This window comes from Streptococcus oralis ATCC 49296, assembly GCF_000185265.1.
Taxonomy (GTDB): Bacteria; Bacillota; Bacilli; order Lactobacillales; family Streptococcaceae; genus Streptococcus; species Streptococcus oralis_BC.
On record NZ_GL622183.1, the window covers coordinates 74,282 to 93,307 of the forward strand.

Genomic DNA, 19,026 nt, shown 5'->3' on the forward strand with positions numbered 1-19,026 from the left:
TTATACTATATGAAAGCAATGTCAATCTATTTAACATAAAAACTATAACTAGGATAATAATCAGTAAAATTTGGACACAATCCTATAAATCATCTATCTTAAAGGGAATCTATCTCTCATTTTAAAAGAAAGTTCTTGTTTCTTATGAAAATTTCAGCTAAACACTTGTGAGATTTACTTTTATCCTTTAAAATAGAATAGGAGAAATTCCGTTATTATTTTTCGGAGGAAAAAGAAATGTCCATTAATTGGCAGGAAATTTTATTTCACTTTTTAGGAGGTCTAGGACTGTTTTTATACAGTATCAAGACCATGGGAGACGGTTTGCAACAAGCTGCTGGAGATCGCCTTCGTTTTTACATTGACAAGTACACTAGCAATCCCTTTTTAGGTGTTCTAGTCGGGATTGTCGTGACTGCCCTCATTCAGTCAAGTACAGGAGTTACAGTTATCACGGTCGGACTGGTCAGCGCTAGTCTTCTCACTCTTAGACAGGCTATCGGAATTATCATGGGAGCCAACATCGGAACCACCGTTACTTCCTTTATCATCGGTTTCAAACTAGGCGAGTATGCTTTACCCTTGATTTTCCTTGGAACCATGTTCCTCTTCTTTACAAAAAACAGAACAGCAAACAATATTGGGCGCATCCTGTTTGGTGTAGGGGGAATCTTCTACGCTCTCAACCTCATCAGTGCCGGTATGAGTCCACTTAAAGATTTACCACAATTCAAGGAATATATGGTAACCTTGGGACAAAATCCTATTTTAGGAGTGGTAGCTGGTGCAGTGATTACCGTCCTCATCCAGGCTTCCTCGGCTACAATCGGGATTTTGCAAGGCCTCTATGCAGGTGGGTTCCTTGACCTTAAAGGTTCACTCCCAGTTCTTTTCGGAGATAATATCGGGACAACCCTAACAGTTATCATCGCAGCAGCTGGAGCCAATGTCTCAGCGAAACGCGTTGCAGCAACCCACGTTACCTTTAACGTTTTAGGAACTATTCTTTGCTTAATCCTATTAGGCCCCTTTACTGCTATGATCGAGTACTTCCAGGCACTCCTTCACCTCTCACCTGAGATGACAATCGCCTTCTCTCACGGTGCCTTTAACGTAAGTAACACCATTGTACAATTTCCATTCATCGGAGCCTTGGCCTACTTTGTAACCAAGCTCATCCCTGGTGAAGACGAGGTTGTCAAGTACGAGCCCCTCTATCTCGACGAGCAACTTATCCAGCAATCTCCTTCTATCGCTCTAGGAAATGCCAAAAAAGAACTTTTGCACTTAGGAAACTATGCAGCCAAAGCTTTTGACCTTTCTTATACCTATATCATCGGTTTGGATGAAAAGGTAGCTGAAAAAGGGCACAAGACAGAGGAAGCCATCAACACCATCGATGAAAAACTCACTCGTTACCTCATCAGACTCTCAAGCGAATCCTTGAGTCAAAAGGAAAGCGAAGTCTTGACTAACATCCTGGATTCATCTCGTGATTTGGAACGGATTGGGGACCACGCAGAAGGCTTGCTCAACCTAACAGACTACCTCCAACGTAAGAATGTTCAGTTCTCTGAAGCTGCTTTGCAAGAATTGGCGGATATCTATCAAAAAACTACTGACTTCATCAAGGATGCCCTTGATAGTGTGGAAAACAATGATATTGAAAAAGCTCAAAGTCTGATTGAACGCCATAAAGAAATCAACAATATGGAACGCATTCTCAGAAAGACCCATATCAAACGCCTTAACAAGGGTGAGTGTTCTACACAAGCCGGGGTCAACTTTATCGACATTATTTCTCATTACACTCGTGTGTCTGACCATGCTATGAACCTAGCTGAAAAGGTCATCGCTGAACAAATCTAATAACCTAAAAGCTATCCTGAATGGGATGGCTTTTTTCGTCTCCTCATTAAGAATTTCCTTTGGAGCATATATAAAAAAGCTTTGATTCCATTGTGAATCAAAGCATTTTAAAGAGTTCTCCAAACATGATAGCAGAAACTGCAGTGCCCCTGTATTTGGCTTCTTCTCTTTTGATAAAGCGCGCCAAGTTGATCAACTCAGGTGCTGGGTGTTTGGGATTGATGAGCAATTCACGGGTGACCAGTCCTGAAAGTCGGACTGCTAGTAATTGCTCATTTGTAGTAGGTAGTTTTTTAGCAGTCTCTAGGAGAGCAGCAACTAAATCTTCACTCAAGCCCTGACGGGCATGGTTGTAGAGATCTCTTATAAAGCTTTCTAGGTTTGGTTCTACCATCCCGACCACCTCCCTTATGTTTAATAATGTTTAATCAAATCAACCGTTGAACGGTCCAATTTTTTCACCAAGGCTTGCAAGAAGGCTTGGGCTTCTAGGAAGTCATCCATAGCGTAGAGAGTTTGGTGAGAGTGGATATAACGAGCGCAGACACCGATGGTTGTTGATGGGACACCACCATTTTTCAGATGAGCTGCTCCAGCGTCCGTTCCACCTTTTCCACAGTAGTATTGGTACTTGATACCTGCTTCTTCGGCCGTTGTCAAAAGGAAATCCTTCATACCTGGGAGAAGCAAGTGACCTGGATCGTAGAAGCGAATCAAGGTTCCGTCCCCAATCTTACCTTGGCCACCATAAACATCACCAGCAGGTGAACAGTCAACTGCCAGAAAGACTTCTGGGTCAAACTTGGTTGTGGAAGTATGAGCACCACGCAGACCAACCTCTTCTTGGACGTTAGAGCCAAGATAGAGTTCATTTCCGAGTTTTTGACCTGATAAAGCTTCAGCTAGCTCGCTTACCATGAGGACACCGTAGCGGTTGTCCCAAGCTTTTGAGATGATATTTTTTTCATTGGCTGTCAAGATAGCGGAACTATCAGGGACAATGGTGTCACCTGGACGGATGCCAAAACTTTCTGCCTCAGCCTTGTCTGCAAAACCACCATCAAAAATGATATCAGAGATAGCTGGCATGGTTGGCCCACCTGTTCCACGTGTCAAATGTGGAGGGACAGAACCTGAGATCACTGGAATTTCACGACCGTCACGAGTAAAGAGTTTAAAGCGTTGGCTGCTGACCACCATAGGATTCCAGCCACCGATTTCAACGACACGGAAGGTACCATCTGGCTTAATCTCGCTGACCATAAAACCAACTTCGTCCATGTGAGATGCGACCAAAACACGGGGCGCATCAGCAGCTTCTGAATGCTTGATACCGAAAATACCACCTAATCCATCTGTCACTACTTCATCCACGTGCGGTGTCAACTTTTCACGAAGATAAGTCCGGACAGGTGCTTCATGACCTGAGATCCCAGCAAGCTCTGTTACTTCTTTGATTTTTGAAAATAATGTTGTCATATCAGTTCCTTCTTTCTGTCCTCCATTTTACCACTTTTTAGAGGAGAAGGATAGTGGAAAATTGGATTAGTTTTTACTCAGTTTTTCCAATAAAAGAGAGGGCCAGATGTAATTTCAGGAATTTTTCTTTCTTTTTACATTAAATTGTCAGAAAATTTATTGACAGATTAAAGAAATCATGTTACATTTATATCCGCAGGTATCTTTCGATACCAAATCTACACGAAAGGACGGGGTATGAAACTCTCTCATATTTTAACAGGCTTACTTCTACTCCTGGTCTTTCTCTCCATTACCATTGGAACCAGTGATTTTTCTTGGGAAAAATTCTTTGCTTTTGACCAACAGACTTGGCTTCTCTTTCAAGAGTCGCGTCTTCCAAGAACCATCAGCATTCTCCTTGCAGCCTCTAGTATGAGTATGGCAGGACTCCTCATGCAGACCATCACTCAAAATCAGTTTGCTGCTCCGAGTACAGTCGGAACGACAGAAGCCGCTAAACTGGGAATGGTGTTGAGTCTCTTTGTCTTTCCGTCTGCGAGTCTGACCCAAAAGATGCTCTTTGCTTTTGCTCATCCATTTTATTTACCCTCTTCTTCCTGGCCTTTATGACTATTTTTTCTGTAAAGGAAAGGTGGATGTTGCCCTTGATCGGGATCATCTATAGTGGGATTATCGGTTCTATCACAGAAGTTATCGCCTATCGTTTCAATCTGGTTCAGAGTATGACGGCCTGGACCCAGGGCTCCTTCTCCATGATTCAGACCCATCAGTATGAGTGGCTCTTCTTAGGCCTCATCATCCTGATAGCCGTTTGGAAATTATCCCAAACCTTCACCATCATGAATCTGGGCAAGGAAACCAGTGAAAGTTTGGGGATTTCTTACTCTCTACTTGAAAAACTGGCCCTCTTTCTAGTCGCGCTAACGACAAGTGTCACCATGATTACCGTGGGTGCCTTGCCTTTTCTCGGGGTCATCGTTCCCAATCTTGTCCGCAAGCGCTATGGAGATAATCTGAGTCAAACCAAACTCGTCGTCGCTCTAGTCGGTGCCAATCTAGTTCTGGCCTGTGACATCCTCTCTCGAGTCTTGATTCGGCCCTATGAGCTGTCTGTCAGTCTCATTCTAGGAATCATCGGTAGTCTCGTCTTTATCCTACTTCTATGGAGAGGGGGACAAAAGGATGCAGTTTAAAAGCAAACATACCAAGCTCTTCTGCCTTCTCATTATTCTGGCCATCGGAGCTTGTCTCCTCTACTTTTGGCCCATCACTAACCTGTCTGCCTTTGCCTGGAAGCTACGTTCCCAAAAAATCATCGTTTATATCTTGGTAGCCATCGCGACAGGGATTTCGACCATTAGTTTTCAAACCCTGACGGAAAATCGCTTTCTGACGCCAAGTATTTTGGGAATCGAATCCTTCTATGTCCTGCTACAGACCCTGCTACTGATATTTGAAAGCAAATTTCTACAGCTTGGAAAGTCTCCAATCTTAGAATTTCTAGTCTTGCTTCTGCTTCAATCCCTCTTCTTTCTCGCCTTACAAGGTTACTTGAAGACGCTGATGAAGCAAAATTTGGTCTTCATTCTGCTAATCTGTCTAGCCCTCGGAAGTCTCTTTCGAAATATCAGTACCTTCCTCCAAGTCCTGATGGATCCAAATGAATACGATAAACTGCAGAACAGTCTCTTTGCCTCCTTTCAGCATCTCAACACTTCCATCCTAGCCATCGGTTCTCTGATCATCCTCGCCTTGACAATCTTTTTCTTTCGAAAAGCAGTCGTTCTGGATGTCTTGCACCTGCAAAGAGAAACGGCTCAGATACTTGGACTCGATGTTGAAAAAGAACAGAAAGAGCTCCTCTGGGGCATCGTACTTTTGACCTCAACGGCAACTGCCTTGGTAGGACCTATGGCCTTCTTTGGCTTTATGCTGGCCAATCTCACTTACCTGATTGTCAAAGATTATCGGCACAAGTTGCTCTTTATCGTGGCCATTCTGATTGGATTTATTAGTTTGACCTTGGGGCAAGCCCTCATCGAACGAGTCTTTGCACTAGAAATTCGCATCAGCATGATCATCGAGAGTGTGGGTGGTCTCTTATTCTTTATCTTACTTTACAGGAGGGCCCGTCGGTGAAACTGGAAAACATTGACAAATCCATTCAAAAACAGGATATTTTGCAAGACATTTCCCTTGAAGTCAGTCCTCAGAAACTGACAGCCTTTATTGGTCCAAATGGTGCTGGAAAATCAACTCTTCTCTCCATCATGAGCAGACTGACCAAGAAGGATCAGGGAATTCTCAGTATCAAAGGTCGTGAAATCGAGAGCTGGAATTCGCAAGAACTGGCCAAAGAACTGACTATCCTAAAGCAGAAGATCAATTACCAAGCCAAATTGACCGTTGAAGAACTGGTCAGTTTTGGACGTTTTCCCTACAGTCGTGGTCGACTGAAGGCAGAGGACTGGGAAAAAATCCGAGAAACTCTGGATTATCTGGAACTGACAAACTTAAAAGACCGCTACATTGATAGTCTGTCTGGCGGACAGCTCCAACGTGTCTTTATCGCTATGGTACTGGCCCAAGATACAGACTTTATCTTGCTGGACGAACCGCTTAACAATCTCGATATCAAGCAAAGCGTCAGCATGATGCAGATCCTTCGGCGACTGGTGGAGGAACTTGGCAAAACCATTATCATCGTCCTCCACGATATCAACATGGCTAGCCAATATGCGGATGAAATTGTTGCCTTCAAGGACGGTCAAGTCTTTTGCAAGGGAACGACTGCTCAAATCATGCAGGCTGACCTGCTCAGTCAACTCTATGAGATTCCCATCACGTTGGCTGATATCAATGGCAAAAAGATCTGTATCTATAGCTAGCTATTCTGAACTCATGTTAGAGAACCCTCTGTCTCTTAGCTAACAAGCCTATCTAAGAGACTCTCTACATCGTTATCACATTTTAAAAAGGAGAAATCATGAAAACATCCCTTAAACTTTATCTCACTGCCCTAGTGGCCAGCTTCTTGCTCCTACTTGGTGCATGTAGTACAAATACAAACTCAAGCACTAGCCAGACAGAGACAAGTAGCTCTGCTCCAACAGAGGTAACCATTAAAAGTTCACTAGATGAGGTCAAACTTTCAAAGGTTCCTGAAAAGATTGTGACCTTTGACCTCGGTGCTGCGGATACTATTCGCGCTTTAGGTTTTGAAAAGAATATCGTCGGAATGCCTACAAAAACTGTTCCGACTTACCTAAAAGATCTTGCAGGAAATGTCAACAATGTTGGTTCCATGGTTGAGCCAGACCTAGAAGCCATCGCTGCTCTTGAACCAGACCTAATTATCGCTTCACCACGTACCCAAAAATTCGTAGACAAGTTCAAAGAAATCGCGCCAACCGTTCTCTTCCAAGCAAGTAAAGACGACTACTGGACTTCTACCAAGTCTAATATCGAATCCCTAGCAAGCGCCTTTGGTGAAACTGGTACACAGAAAGCCAAAGAAGAATTGGCAAACCTGGATAAGAGTATCCAAGAAGTCGCTACTAAAAACGAAAGTTCTGACAAAAAAGCCCTTGCTATCCTCCTCAATGAAGGAAAAATGGCTGCCTTTGGTGCCCAATCTCGTTTCTCTTTCTTGTATCAAACCTTGAAATTCAAACCAACTGATACTCAATTTGAAGACTCTCGTCATGGCCAGGAAGTCAGCTTTGAAAGTGTCAAAGAAATCAATCCTGACATCCTCTTTGTCATCAACCGTACCCTTGCCATCGGCGGGGACAACTCAAGCAATGACGGCGTCCTAGAAAATGCCCTCATCGCTGAAACTCCTGCTGCTAAAAATGGTAAAATTATCCAATTAACACCAGACCTCTGGTATCTAAGCGGAGGCGGACTTGAATCAACTAAACTCATGATTGAAGACGCTCAAAAAGCTTTGAAATAAACAAGAAAACCCAACATCAGGTGATGTTGGGTTATTTTTTTTCTTGATTTCGTCTGAGGGAAAAGTGGTCTGGGACGGGGTCTTTTCCTATTGGCGACCAGGGGTGGCAACGTAAAATCCGAGCCAAGCCCATCAGAACACCCTTGAAGCCATGTTTTTCAATAGCCTGAATCATGTAGTTGGAACAAGTCGGCTCAAAGCGACAAGAGGGTGGAAAGGCCGGTGAGATAAAACGTTGGTAAAAGCGTACTGGCGCTATTAAGATTCGTTTCATTATTTCTTGGTTACAGCCATAGTGTGTAGTTGGCTGATTTCTTTTTTATTAAGGCGACGGGATTCTCCTGGACGAAGACCTGTCAAGTCTAAGTGTCCAAAACGTGTCCGAGACAGTTTATCAACTTGAAGACCGACGGCTTCAAACATCTTTTTAACCTGATGATTACGGCCTTCATGGATGGTCAACTGCACTACTGAGCGATTTTTAACTGGATCCACTTTGAGAATTTCATAAACAGCTGGCTTGGTTTTCTTGCCATCAATCTCAAGTCCACGGGTCAAGGGACGGAGATTTTCTTTGTTGGCCACACCTTTAACACGCGCGACATAGACCTTGTCAATCTCATTACGGGGGTGAATCATTTCATCCGTAAAGTCCCCATCATTGGTCAAAATCAAGACACCTGATGTATCCCAATCCAAACGTCCCACAGGGTAAATGCGCTCCTTGACATTGGGCAAGAGATCCACAACAGTCTTTCGGCCCTTGTCGTCTGTCACACTGGAAATCACTCCACGTGGTTTGTTAAGCAGATAGTAGACCTTTTCTTCGTTGTAGATGGGCTGGCCCTCAACTTCGACCTTGTCACCTGACTTGATGGTCGTTGCGAGTTCACGCACTACCTGTCCGTTGACCGTTACCAATCCTTGCTTGATCAGCTCTTCTGCTTTTCTCCTACTGGCCACACCTGCGTGGGCAATATATTTATTGATTCTCATCTTCTTCTATCCTTTCACCAAATAATTGGCTTTCTTGGGCTTGAATCTCAAGCTCATCAATCACTGGCAGTTCTTCCAAATGGTTAATCCCCATGTAATCTAGGAAATAATCCGTAGTCACATAGAGGTTGGGGCGGCCCAAAACTTCTTTTTTTCCATCTTCTCTTATCAATTCAAAAGCTTGTAGCTTAGCTAGAGCTCCACTAGAATTGACCCCACGAATAGCATCAATCTCAATTCGGGTAATCGGTTGCTTGTAGGCAATGATGGACAAGGTCTCAAGGGCAGCCCGAGACAAACTTTGGTTGATTGGTGCCTTGGAGTATTCCTTCAAAATCTCTGCAAATTGAGGCTTGGTGACCAATCTGTAAGCTCCACCTGTCTCGATCAGGGACAAGCTCGACTCTTGGTCTTTTTCATACTTCTGGGCTAATTTTTCTAAACTCTGTTGGATGCCTGTCGGTGGAAGTGAGAGGAGTTCAGCCAACTGACGAACCCGAATCCCATCTTCACCTGCCACAAACAAGAGCGCTTCTATTTCTGCTAAAGTACTCATCTTTCCTCTCTATCAAGTCTAGCTTTATGCCTCTTGACTTTCTTCCTTCTTTTCCATGAGATAGATATCTCCGAAACTCTCCTCTTGCACGAGGATTAATTCCTGGGTTTTGATTAACTCTAAGGTCGCCAAAAAGAGGGTAATGACCTCTTGGACATTCTGGGCTTCCTTGAACAAATCCTGCAAGCGCAACTGGTCTCGTCCAGCCAAGGACTCTTTTACGATGACCATCATGTCCTCAATCTTATACTCATCGCGCAGGATGGTCGTGTGGTTCTGAGCGAACTCCTCTTTTTTCTTGGCTAGGATATTTGAAAAAGCCAAAAAGAGGTCAATGGTCGTCTTGTCATGTACAAGCTCTGCATCTTCGTAAATCAACTCTGTCGGCGCTTTGGAATAGTACTGAGCCCGATCTTGGTGCTTAGCCTCCAAGTGCTCACCCAGGAGTTTGAACTTGCGGTATTCTTCGATTTGGGAGAGAAGGTCCTGCTCCAGGTCATCCTCCAAGTCTGTCACTTCTGCTACCTTTGGCAAGAGCTTGCGGCTTTTGATCAGCATGAGCTGACTGGCCATAACCATATACTCGCCCGTTACTTCCAGACGCATGGCCTGCAGAGTTGAGACATAGGCTAGATACTGTTCGATAACTTCTGTAATGGGCACATCGTAGATATCCATCTGGTACTTAGAAACCAAGTGCAAGAGTAAGTCCAGTGGCCCTTCAAAATCTTTTAATTTAATATCCATTATCTATATTTTTCTAAGGTCAGGACTGTTTTTAATCCTAATTTTTTTGCAATTTCGTACAAATCGACCTTGTTTTCTATCTGTCTTAGAATGAACTGTTCCCGTAGGGCTTGGGCTGATAAGTTTGGGAACCCCTTCTCCTTGACAAAGGACTCTAGCTGACGAAAGGCCCACTGACGAGAATAGGCTTTTCCTCCCCTTTCAAAGAGATAGGTTTGCCCCATCAAGGATTCCAGCTCTGGAATCAAGGTCGTGGGTATGGTGACAATCCTCTGTTGGGAAGCCTTGTTAATTCGCAACACCTGAAAATCCAGATTGATATCTGCAACCTTGAGGGCTAAAATCTCACTAGGCAAGAGCCCTAGCTCCAAGATAAGAAGCGCCAGCAAGCGTCCTTCTGGATAATTACTTTCCTGCCAAAAAGAGTCTAGGTCTAGAATCTCTGGCTTTTCAGTCTTCTTTTCAGCTTGTTTGGCTAATTCCAGACGGTAAAAACTGTCCACTTCACCTTTTTGATAGAGAAAGTAGAGAAATTGGTTGCAGGCCGAAAGTTTTCGCTTCTGGGCGCTGATTTTTAGATTGGCTAACTGGCCTTGGTAAATCTTGAGACTGGTCTCAGAGATCCGATCACCCACAATGTCTAAAAATTGCTCCAGATCATACTTATAGGACTGCTTGGAATTGGCAGACAAGCCCTGTTTTTCCTCTAAAAAGGCTGAAATCCTATCTCTCATTTGCATCGAATCTCATATTCCTTACTAAAGTCATGTAAGAGAGCATTAACGGCCTTGAGGATGGACTTGCGCGTGATGATTCCTTGGAAAATTCCTTCACCATCTACCACTGGCAAGAAGGGTTCATCCACCAGTTTATGGAGGACCTCTGTGATGTTATAGTCTGGAGCGACGACTGCCACATCTGTCTTGGTCATATTGACGATGTCTGTCGTTGCCATCTGCTCATCCGTCAAACCTTGCTCCATTTGATAAGCCAAAATGTCCCTCAGACCAATGGTTCCAACAAAGCGTTTGTCAAAGGTCACAACTGGGATACGGGTATAGGTGATTTGGCTCAACACTAAAATCGCATGATCAGCATTGTGGGTATCAATCAAGGCTGCTAGATTCTCAGCAGGGGTAAGAAAAGTCTCTTCCTGCTCCAATAAAAATGCTTCAAATTCCTTGGCAATCATCGAGCAAACTCCTTGGACAAGCCTGGATAAACCTCATGGTCACGTGTCAAAAAGTCTACTTTAAAATAGCTGTCATCAATCTCCACTCGAGCATAGAGACATTCTCTGATAGTCCCTCGTGGTTGGCTGATGGAGCCTGGATTTAAAAAGAGTGTTTTGCCTTCCATCCAAGCATTTGGCACATGCAAGTGACCATAGAGACAGATATCGGCATCTTCTTCCTGAGCCCAGTAGTCCAACTTTTGAAAATTGAAATTGATGTCAAACAAGTGTCCATGCGTCTGGATGATCTTGGTCGGACCAAGTTGAGTTACCAAACGTTCTGGGTAGCCAGCATAAAAGTCCATGTTGCCTTTGACGACATGGATGCCTTCCCAGAGCGGAGAGTCTGGACGGAGTTCTGAGTCACCATCGTGAAAAATGGCATCAACTTTACCCAGATAGCGATCACGGATTTCTTCCACAATCAAGCTATCTCCGTGGGAGTCACTCATTACAATGATGGTTTGCTTTGCCATGATGGAAATACCTCCAAAAGTTTCTTAACGGCTAAGGCACGGTGGGATTGGCTATTTTTTTCTTCAAGGGTTAATTCTGCTGCTGACTTACCTGTCTCTCCCACAAGGAAAAGCGGGTCATAGCCAAAGCCATTTTCCCCCTTGGGTTCAAAGTTGATATAACCTGGCCAGTCAGCTTCGACAACCAAGCTTTCCTTGTTTGGACTAGCTACGACTAGGGTTGTATGGAATTGGGCTGAGCGATCCTTGAGTTCAAAGACCATGGCCAATTCGTGCAAGAGTTTGGCGTTGTTTTCACTGTCAGTTGCTCCTACACCAGCGAATCGCGCTGACCAGACTCCTGGCAAGCCACCGAGGACATCGACTTTGAGACCAGAATCATCTGCCAAAACCATCTTTCCTGTTAATTGGGAAATGGTTTCTGCCTTAAGGCGGGCATTTTCTTCAAAGGTCATGCCAGTTTCTGCTACTTCAGGTAGATCTGGATAGTCATTGAGATTTTCCACATCGTAGCCTAGTTTGTCAAAGATAGCTCGGAATTCCTTGGTCTTGCCCTCGTTACGAGTTGCAATCAATAAGGTTTCTCTGACCTTGTTAGTTTCAAAGAAGGCTTCTACATCGACTCCTTCTTTAGGCAATTCGACATGCAAAAGCTGTCCATTTTCAACCAAGAGCAGGGCTCCCTGACGTTGGATGACTTCCAGATTGCGACCTGCTTCAGCATTTAAAATCTCAACGATAAAGGAGAGCAGACGGAAGTTAGAAGACCAGCGCATCACCGTTATCGTAATCGGAAAGCCATTTTCTTCATCACGAAAAATCCGCGCTAAATCCATAAAATCAAGCTCGAGAGGATCTTTGATAAGGCTATAGATGCCTCCATAGACATCCCAGACACCGACATACCAGTCCTGATCGTCTTTGTATTCATAAATTTTGTTTGTCATAAAGTCACATGCTCCACATGAATTTCTTTTTCCAGCCATTCTGCTCCAATTTGGGCAAAACTTTGGCTATTGGCTGTTGTGTAAAAACGATGTTGAAGAGGTCCCGCATCTCGGCTACGATTGATTTCAAAATAGTTCAGCAAAACCGAGATATCCCGTACACACTCTGCCCCACTATCGATGAGCTGAACCTTTGGTCCCATGACATTTTGGATGATAGGGCGAAGGAGTGGGTAATGGGTACAACCCAAAATCAGGCTATCTACCTTTCCGACCAAGGGGCGCAGGGTTTCATAGACCACTTTCTTGGTGACACTGGTTGACAGGGCACCAGACTCCACCAAGGGAGCAAACTTGGGACAGGCCAAACTCTCCACCTGTAAATCCGGATCCAGATCATGGATTTTTTGACGATAGATGTCTGATTGGACCGTCATGGGCGTTCCAATGACTCCGATTTTCCCACCTTGACTGGACTTGATGGCTGCCGAAGCTCCTGGCAAAATCACGCCTAAGACAGGAATATCTAGTTGGGCCTTGATTTCTTCCCAAACGACTGCAGTCGCAGTGTTACAAGCAATGACAATCATCTTGACATCCTTGGTCAAGAGAAAGTTGACCAACTGCCAAGTATATTCACGGATTTGCTCAGCAGGACGGGGACCATAGGGTGCCCGTGCCGAATCTCCAATATAGACGATTTCTTCATGGGGAAGCTGGCGCATGAGCTCACGAACAACGGTTAAGCCCCCGACACCCGAATCCAAAAAACCAATTGGTCGATTATCCATACAGTCTTCTTTCTAGTCTTTTTTCTGATTGATAGTTCATCATAATTACTCGTCCTAAATGAACGGATAGACAGCTTGATAGAATGGCAACTGCCTCTCTTTTAATCATAATCAAATATCAATAGAATGCAAGGAAAAAGTCTTATCCTTGAGAACTATTGAACATAGTGAGAAGTCTGGAACTTTCATCCCAGACTTTTCCTATTTATTTTTTCTTTTTATTGTTAGCAAGGGCTGCTTTTTGTTGGCGGATGATTTGGTGGTAAACTTGTTGTACCTTGGCTTCGCTTGGCTTTTGACCATTTGCGCTCAAGAGAGCACGAACCGCCTCAGCGTTCAAACGTGGGTTGTCTGCAAATTCTTTTTCGATTTGCTTACGAACCAAGTACATCCCTCCAAGAGCTCCTCCTAGAAAAGCTAACACAATCAAGATAATTGCTAAAAGTAAATCCATTCTTTTTCTCCTGTTTCTTTTTGAGTCTTCTATATTATACCATAAAGTGACTTTCCTGACTAGTTTGTTTTACGCTTTCAAGAGAGGGTTAAGCCAATTCTAAGCTAGTCTTACAATCAGATTGAACTATGAAATTACGAATAATTCCACCCTTTCCTCTCTTTCTTCTACTATTTTAAGAAAAAACAACAGCAAATATGTATCTTGCTAAAAAGCCCTTGACAAATGCTAGATGACCAGTAGAATGGGAGGTAAATAGAAACAAATTAAACGAAACTGCTTTATAAAATGTAAGCGGTTTCGAATACACAAAGGAGGGTTTTATGAAAAAACACTTTTGGGACAAATCCTGTCGCTATAGCATCCGCAAGCTGACGGTTGGGACTGCTTCTGTTTTACTAGGGGCTGTTTTTCTAGTCAACCACACTGTAGCCGCAGACAGTGTTGAGGTCAAGCAAACTGAACCAACCTCTGTCGAAGCAATCACTAAGCCTGATAGTGAACCCAAAGCTGCTGAAGCTACTGAAACTACAAAACCGTCTCTAGCCGAGAGTCCAGTAGTTTCCGAAAGCAAGCCAGCTGAGGAGACTCCGAAGACAAATAGTCAAGCTAGTGAAGAAGCCATTGTAGAAGCTAAAGAAAATAAGGAACCTGAAAAAGCAGATCAGCCCGTGACAAAGCAAGAAAACTATCAACTCAACTACGATCAGCCAACAGCTCCCTCCTATGATGGATGGGAAAAACAAGCCCTTCCTGTCGGAAATGGAGAAATGGGAGCCAAGGTTTTCGGACTCATTGGGGAAGAGAGAATCCAGTACAACGAAAAGACCCTCTGGTCAGGAGGACCACAACCCGATAGCACCGACTATAACGGAGGAAACTACAAGGACCGCTACAAGGTCTTGGCGGAGATTCGTAAAGCCCTCGAAGCTGGAGACCGCCAAAAAGCAAAACAACTCGCCGAACAAAATCTAGTTGGACCAAACAATGCCCAGTACGGACGTTACCTAGCCTTTGGAGATATCTTTATGGTCTTTAATAACCAGAAGAAAGGACTAGATACTGTAACTGATTATCACCGTAATCTGGATATCACAGAAGCCACTACGACCACTTCCTACACCCAAGATGGGACGACCTTCAAACGCGAAACCTTCTCCAGCTATCCTGATGATGTCACTGTGACCCACTTGACCAAAAAAGGAAACAAGACACTTGACTTTACCCTTTGGAACAGTTTGACAGAAGATTTGCTTGCTAATGGCAACTACTCTTGGGAATATTCCAACTATAAGAATGGTCATGTCACTACAGATGCAAACGGAATCCTTCTAAAGGGAACTGTCAAAGATAACGGCCTCAAATTTGCATCCTATCTAGGAATTAAAACGGACGGAAAGGTGACTGTTCAGGACGAAACTCTAACCGTTACAGGCGCAAGTTATGCGACCCTCTATCTCAGTGCCAAGACTAACTTTGCTCAGAATCCAAAAACCAACTATCGAAAAGACATTGACCTCGAAAAAACAGTTAAAGGGATTGTCGAAGCAGCTAAGGTCAAAGACTACGAAACACTTAAAAAGGCCCATATCAAGGACTATCAAAGTCTCTTTAACCGCGTTAAACTAAATCTAGGCGGAAACAAGACTGCTCAAACGACAAAAGAAGCCCTTCAAGGCTATAACCCAGAAAAAGGGCAAAAATTGGAAGAACTCTTCTTCCAATATGGCCGATATCTACTCATCAGTTCGTCTCGTGATCGGACAGATGCCCTTCCTGCCAACCTCCAAGGAGTCTGGAATGCTGTAGACAATCCACCTTGGAACGCTGACTACCACCTCAATGTCAATTTGCAAATGAACTATTGGCCTGCCTATATGAGCAATCTAGCTGAAACAGCCAAGCCAATGATTAATTACATTGACGACATGCGCTATTATGGCCGTATCGCTGCCAAGGAATACGCTGGCATCGAATCCAAAGACGGTCAAGAAAATGGTTGGCTGGTCCACACCCAGGCGACACCATTTGGCTGGACTACTCCAGGCTGGAATTACTATTGGGGTTGGTCTCCAGCTGCTAACGCTTGGATGATGCAAAACGTCTATGATTACTACAAGTTCACCAAGGATGAAACCTATCTCAAAGAAAAGATTTATCCAATGTTGAAGGAAACAGCTAAGTTCTGGAACTCCTTCTTGCACTATGACCAGGCCAGTGACCGTTGGGTGTCTTCTCCATCCTACTCACCAGAACACGGAACCATCACCATCGGAAACACCTTTGACCAATCGCTAGTCTGGCAGCTATTCCACGACTACATGGAAGTCGCTAACCATCTGAAAGTCGACCAAGACTTAGTCACAGAGGTCAAGGCTAAATTTGACAAACTAAAACCCCTCCACATCAACAAAGAGGGGCGCATCAAGGAATGGTACGAAGAGGACAGTCCCCAATTCACCAATGAAGGGATTGAAAACAACCACCGTCACGTTTCCCATCTAGTTGGTCTCTTCCCAGGTACGCTCTTTAGCAAGGACCAGGCTGAATACCTAGAAGCTGCGCGTGCTACCTTGAACCACCGTGGAGATGGTGGTACAGGTTGGTCTAAGGCCAATAAAATCAACCTCTGGGCTCGTCTGCTGGACGGTAACCGCGCCCATCGCTTACTCGCTGAACAGCTTAAGTATTCAACCCTAGAAAATCTTTGGGATACCCACGCGCCTTTCCAAATCGACGGAAACTTTGGAGCAACTAGTGGGATGGCAGAAATGCTCCTCCAATCTCATACTGGCTATATTGCGCCATTGCCAGCCCTTCCAGATGCTTGGAAAGACGGTCAGGTTTCTGGCTTGGTTGCTCGAGGAAACTTTGAAGTCAGCATGAAGTGGAAAGATAAAAATCTGCAAAGCTTGTCCTTCCTTTCAAATGTCGGTGGAGACTTGGTTGTAGATTATCCAAATATCGAAGCCAGCCAAATCAAGGTCAATGGCAAACCAGTCAAGGCAACGATCCTTAAAGATAATCGTATCCAGCTTGCAACACAAAAAGGTGACGTCATTACCTTTGAACACTTCCCTGGTCGCATAACCAGTCTGACAGCCGTTCGACAAAATGGAGCCACTGCCGAACTTACCTTTAACCAAGTAGAAGGCGCTACCCACTATGTCATCCAAAGACAAGTGAAAGACGCATCTGGCCAAACTTCTGCGACCAGAGAATTTGTAACCAATCAAACCCACTTTATCGACCGATCACTCAATCCTCAACATGCCTATACCTATACCGTCAAGGCTATGCTGGGCGAAGTTTCCACACAAGTTTCTGAACAAGCAACTGTAGAAACCCCTAGTGAATTGATGGATGATCGAGACGGCCGTATCCAGTACGGAGCTGCCTTTGGAAACTGGGCAGACTCAGAATTATTTGGAGGAACAGAGAAATTTGCTGACCTTTCAAAAGGAGACTACACAGACGAAGACCTCACTGCCACCATTCCTTTCACTGGCGTTGGTATCGAAATCTATGGACTGAGATCGTCTGAACTAGGTCTTGCCACTGCTAAAATTGATGGCAAAGAAGTTGGCGAGCTTGACTTCCATACTGCTGGGGCAACTGAAAAAGGTAGTCTCATCGGTCGCTTCTCAGGATTATCTGACGGACCTCACACATTGACTCTTAGCGTTAAACGTGAGCACAAAGGACGTGGTAGTGAGCGCTCGAAAATTTCATTAGACTACTTCAGGATCCTAGCAGGAACAGGCAATACGATTGAAAAAATAGATGATCGCGATTCACATATCCAGTATGGTACCCAGTTTAAGGACTGGTCCGACCCTGAACTCTACGGTGGTACGGAAAAATACGCTGATATCAACAACAGCGACTCTAGTGTAGCTTCAGAAGCTCAGGCAACCATTTCCTTTACAGGGACGGGCATTCGTATTTATGGCTTGAAGAGCCTTGCCCTTGGACGAGCACGTGTTACACTAGATGGCAAAGAAATGCCAAGTCTAGACTTCTACACTTCAGGTGCAACTGAAAAGAGGGCCTTTATTGGCGAATTTACAAATCTTACTGACGGTCCACACACCCTGACATTACAAGTTGACCCAGATTCGCCAGAAGGCCGCAAGAAAATCTCTCTAGACTCCTTTGATATCATCAAAGCTCCAGCTGTTGGTTTAGATAGCCCTAGCATCGCGCCTCTTAAGGAAAATGACAAAAACATTTCCTTAACTCTACCAGCTGGGGAATGGGAAGCCATCGCAGTGATCTTCCCAGGAGTCAAAGATCCTCTAGTTTTGCGTAAGGTGGATGAAACGCATCTGGTTACCAGTGGGGATCAGACTATCCTATCAATCCAAGACAATCAAGTTCAAATCCCAATCCCTGACGAAACCAATCGCAAAGCTGGAAATGCCATTGAAGCTTATACCATTCAAGGAAATACCACAAGCAGCCCTATCGTGGCCGTCTTTACTAAAAAAGATGAAAAGAAAGTTGACGAGAAGCAACCAACTACAAGCAAGGGGGACGAACCAGCTCCTACTGTTGACATTCCTGAATACACTAAACCTATCGGAACCGCAGGGCAAGAAGAAGCGCCTACTGTTGAAATTCCTGAATACACCGAGCCTATCGGAACGGCGGGACAAGAAGAGTCTCCTACTGTAGAAAAGCCTGAATACACCGAACCGATCGGGACTGCGGGGCAAGAAGAGTCTCCTACTGTTGAAAAACCTGAATACACCAAGCCTATCGGAACAGCAGGGCAAGAAATGCCGCCTACTGTTGAGAAACCTGAATACAATAAACCTATCGGGACTAGCGGGGATCAGACCGCTCCAACCCTTAGACTTCCTGACTATCCAGTTCAAGTCTTGAAAGATAAGGAAACTGGAGTAGAAATCATCGGTGGAGCCAACGACTTAGAAGGAATTTCTCACATCTCTAGCCGACGTGTCCTAGCTCAAGAACTCTTTGGCAAGACCTATGATGCTTACGACCTACAGCTTAAAAGTCCAACTGATCATAGCTTGCAGCCAAAAGGCTCTGTCTTGGTTCGCTTGCCTATTTCAACTAACGTAGAAAAGGTCTACTATATTACTCCGACCAAGGAGTTGCGAGCCCTTGATTTCGACGTTAGAGAAGGAAAGGTAGAATTCATCACTAATCATTTCAGTACCTATGCCGTCGTCTATCAAGCTACTGGAACAAGCTCTAACACAGAGGAAAAACCAAGTGCTTCAGATACAGAAACCTTGGCACACGAGGCTGAACAACTTTCAGCTAGTTCTAACCTTGCTAAAACTGGAAATCATTCTCCTAAAGAAGAACTTCCAGCAACAGGAGAAGCGTCCAACCCACTTCTCTTCTTAGCAGGACTCAGCCTAGCCCTTACAGCCACTTTTATGTTAAAAGGAAGAAAGGATGACTCCAACTAACCTTTAAGCACACAAAAACAGGATGAAGATCACCTTCATCCTGTTTTATTTTGTAATCAGAAATTATTT

17 protein-coding genes and 1 pseudogene are annotated in these 19,026 nt (G+C 44.3%); 6 read left to right on the forward strand and 12 right to left on the reverse strand.

The annotated features are described in order from the left end of the window. Positions 1 to 237 precede the first annotated feature (237 nt). Positions 238 to 1,869 (forward strand): Na/Pi cotransporter family protein, encoded by a 1,632-nt coding sequence (locus HMPREF8578_RS02625; protein WP_000026665.1) that lies wholly within the window; start codon positions 238 to 240, stop codon positions 1,867 to 1,869. A 97-nt stretch (positions 1,870 to 1,966) separates the two neighbouring features. Here the strand turns inward: HMPREF8578_RS02625 and HMPREF8578_RS02630 are convergent, their stop codons facing one another. Continuing rightward, positions 1,967 to 2,263 carry a bacteriocin immunity protein gene (locus tag HMPREF8578_RS02630; protein WP_000230138.1) on the reverse strand — a complete coding sequence of 99 codons (297 nt, stop codon included), beginning with the start codon at positions 2,261 to 2,263 and terminating at the stop codon, positions 1,967 to 1,969. A 20-nt stretch (positions 2,264 to 2,283) separates the two neighbouring features. After that, on the reverse strand, positions 2,284 to 3,348 hold the full coding sequence (gene pepA / locus HMPREF8578_RS02635; RefSeq protein WP_000209209.1) for a glutamyl aminopeptidase: 1,065 nt from the start codon (positions 3,346 to 3,348) through the stop codon (positions 2,284 to 2,286). 237 nt (positions 3,349 to 3,585) lie between these two features. Between pepA and HMPREF8578_RS02640 the strand changes: the two are divergent. The 4 genes and pseudogenes from HMPREF8578_RS02640 (at position 3,586) to HMPREF8578_RS02655 (ending at position 7,309) form a co-directional block, all read left to right on the forward strand. Continuing rightward, positions 3,586 to 4,544 (forward strand): annotated as a pseudogene (locus tag HMPREF8578_RS02640) (ABC transporter permease). Next, a complete protein-coding gene (locus HMPREF8578_RS02645; RefSeq protein ID WP_001159840.1) occupies positions 4,534 to 5,490 on the forward strand; it encodes an iron chelate uptake ABC transporter family permease subunit in 957 nt (318 codons plus the stop codon). Before HMPREF8578_RS02640 ends, HMPREF8578_RS02645 begins: the two are co-directional and overlap by 11 nt. Further along, positions 5,487 to 6,239: an iron ABC transporter ATP-binding protein gene (locus HMPREF8578_RS02650; protein ID WP_000764283.1), complete on the forward strand. Its 753-nt coding sequence runs from the start codon at positions 5,487 to 5,489 to the stop codon at positions 6,237 to 6,239. Before HMPREF8578_RS02645 ends, HMPREF8578_RS02650 begins: the two co-directional genes overlap by 4 nt. Positions 6,240 to 6,337: 98 nt before the next feature. Beyond that, the gene (locus HMPREF8578_RS02655) at positions 6,338 to 7,309 is read left to right on the forward strand and encodes a siderophore ABC transporter substrate-binding protein (protein ID WP_000858288.1); all 972 of its coding nucleotides are present in this window, start codon (positions 6,338 to 6,340) and stop codon (positions 7,307 to 7,309) included. A gap of 31 nt (positions 7,310 to 7,340) precedes the next feature. Here HMPREF8578_RS02655 and yidD read toward each other — a convergent pair whose 3' ends face one another. From yidD to HMPREF8578_RS02700, 10 genes are all read right to left on the reverse strand, one after another. After that, the gene (yidD, locus tag HMPREF8578_RS0102025) at positions 7,341 to 7,583 is read right to left on the reverse strand and encodes a membrane protein insertion efficiency factor YidD (RefSeq protein WP_000821631.1); all 243 of its coding nucleotides are present in this window, start codon (positions 7,581 to 7,583) and stop codon (positions 7,341 to 7,343) included. Next, positions 7,583 to 8,305 (reverse strand): pseudouridine synthase, encoded by a 723-nt coding sequence (locus tag HMPREF8578_RS02660; RefSeq protein ID WP_001222230.1) that lies wholly within the window; start codon positions 8,303 to 8,305, stop codon positions 7,583 to 7,585. Before HMPREF8578_RS02660 ends, yidD begins: the two co-directional genes overlap by 1 nt. After that, positions 8,292 to 8,861, reverse strand: coding sequence for an SMC-Scp complex subunit ScpB (scpB, locus tag HMPREF8578_RS02665; RefSeq protein ID WP_000105290.1), 570 nt, complete (start codon positions 8,859 to 8,861; stop codon positions 8,292 to 8,294). Before scpB ends, HMPREF8578_RS02660 begins: the two co-directional genes overlap by 14 nt. A gap of 24 nt (positions 8,862 to 8,885) precedes the next feature. After that, the gene (locus HMPREF8578_RS02670; protein ID WP_000351884.1) at positions 8,886 to 9,608 is read right to left on the reverse strand and encodes a segregation/condensation protein A; all 723 of its coding nucleotides are present in this window, start codon (positions 9,606 to 9,608) and stop codon (positions 8,886 to 8,888) included. Continuing rightward, positions 9,608 to 10,342, reverse strand: coding sequence for a site-specific tyrosine recombinase XerD (gene xerD / locus HMPREF8578_RS02675; RefSeq protein WP_329524703.1), 735 nt, complete (start codon positions 10,340 to 10,342; stop codon positions 9,608 to 9,610). The genes HMPREF8578_RS02670 and xerD overlap by 1 nt, the downstream gene beginning before the upstream one ends. Beyond that, a complete protein-coding gene (gene cbpB, locus HMPREF8578_RS02680; RefSeq protein ID WP_000560697.1) occupies positions 10,339 to 10,800 on the reverse strand; it encodes a cyclic-di-AMP-binding protein CbpB in 462 nt (153 codons plus the stop codon). Before cbpB ends, xerD begins: the two co-directional genes overlap by 4 nt. Then, entirely contained in the window at positions 10,797 to 11,318 is a 522-nt protein-coding gene (locus HMPREF8578_RS02685) for a metallophosphoesterase (protein WP_001118939.1), read from the reverse strand. Before HMPREF8578_RS02685 ends, cbpB begins: the two co-directional genes overlap by 4 nt. Next, positions 11,294 to 12,304, reverse strand: coding sequence for a nucleoside-triphosphate diphosphatase (locus HMPREF8578_RS02690; RefSeq protein ID WP_413470324.1), 1,011 nt, complete (start codon positions 12,302 to 12,304; stop codon positions 11,294 to 11,296). Before HMPREF8578_RS02690 ends, HMPREF8578_RS02685 begins: the two co-directional genes overlap by 25 nt. Next, positions 12,262 to 13,056, reverse strand: coding sequence for a glutamate racemase (gene racE, locus HMPREF8578_RS02695; protein WP_000370379.1), 795 nt, complete (start codon positions 13,054 to 13,056; stop codon positions 12,262 to 12,264). The genes HMPREF8578_RS02690 and racE overlap by 43 nt, the downstream gene beginning before the upstream one ends. Before the next feature lie 205 nt (positions 13,057 to 13,261). Beyond that, complete coding sequence (locus HMPREF8578_RS02700; protein ID WP_000364981.1) at positions 13,262 to 13,510, reverse strand: YneF family protein; 249 nt, start codon at positions 13,508 to 13,510, stop codon at positions 13,262 to 13,264. Positions 13,511 to 13,833: 323 nt separating this feature from the next. Here HMPREF8578_RS02700 and HMPREF8578_RS12290 point away from each other — a divergent pair, with 323 nt between their 5' ends. After that, entirely contained in the window at positions 13,834 to 18,957 is a 5,124-nt protein-coding gene (locus tag HMPREF8578_RS12290) for an SIALI-17 repeat-containing surface protein (RefSeq protein WP_000716117.1), read from the forward strand. Positions 18,958 to 19,026: the final 69 nt, after the last annotated feature.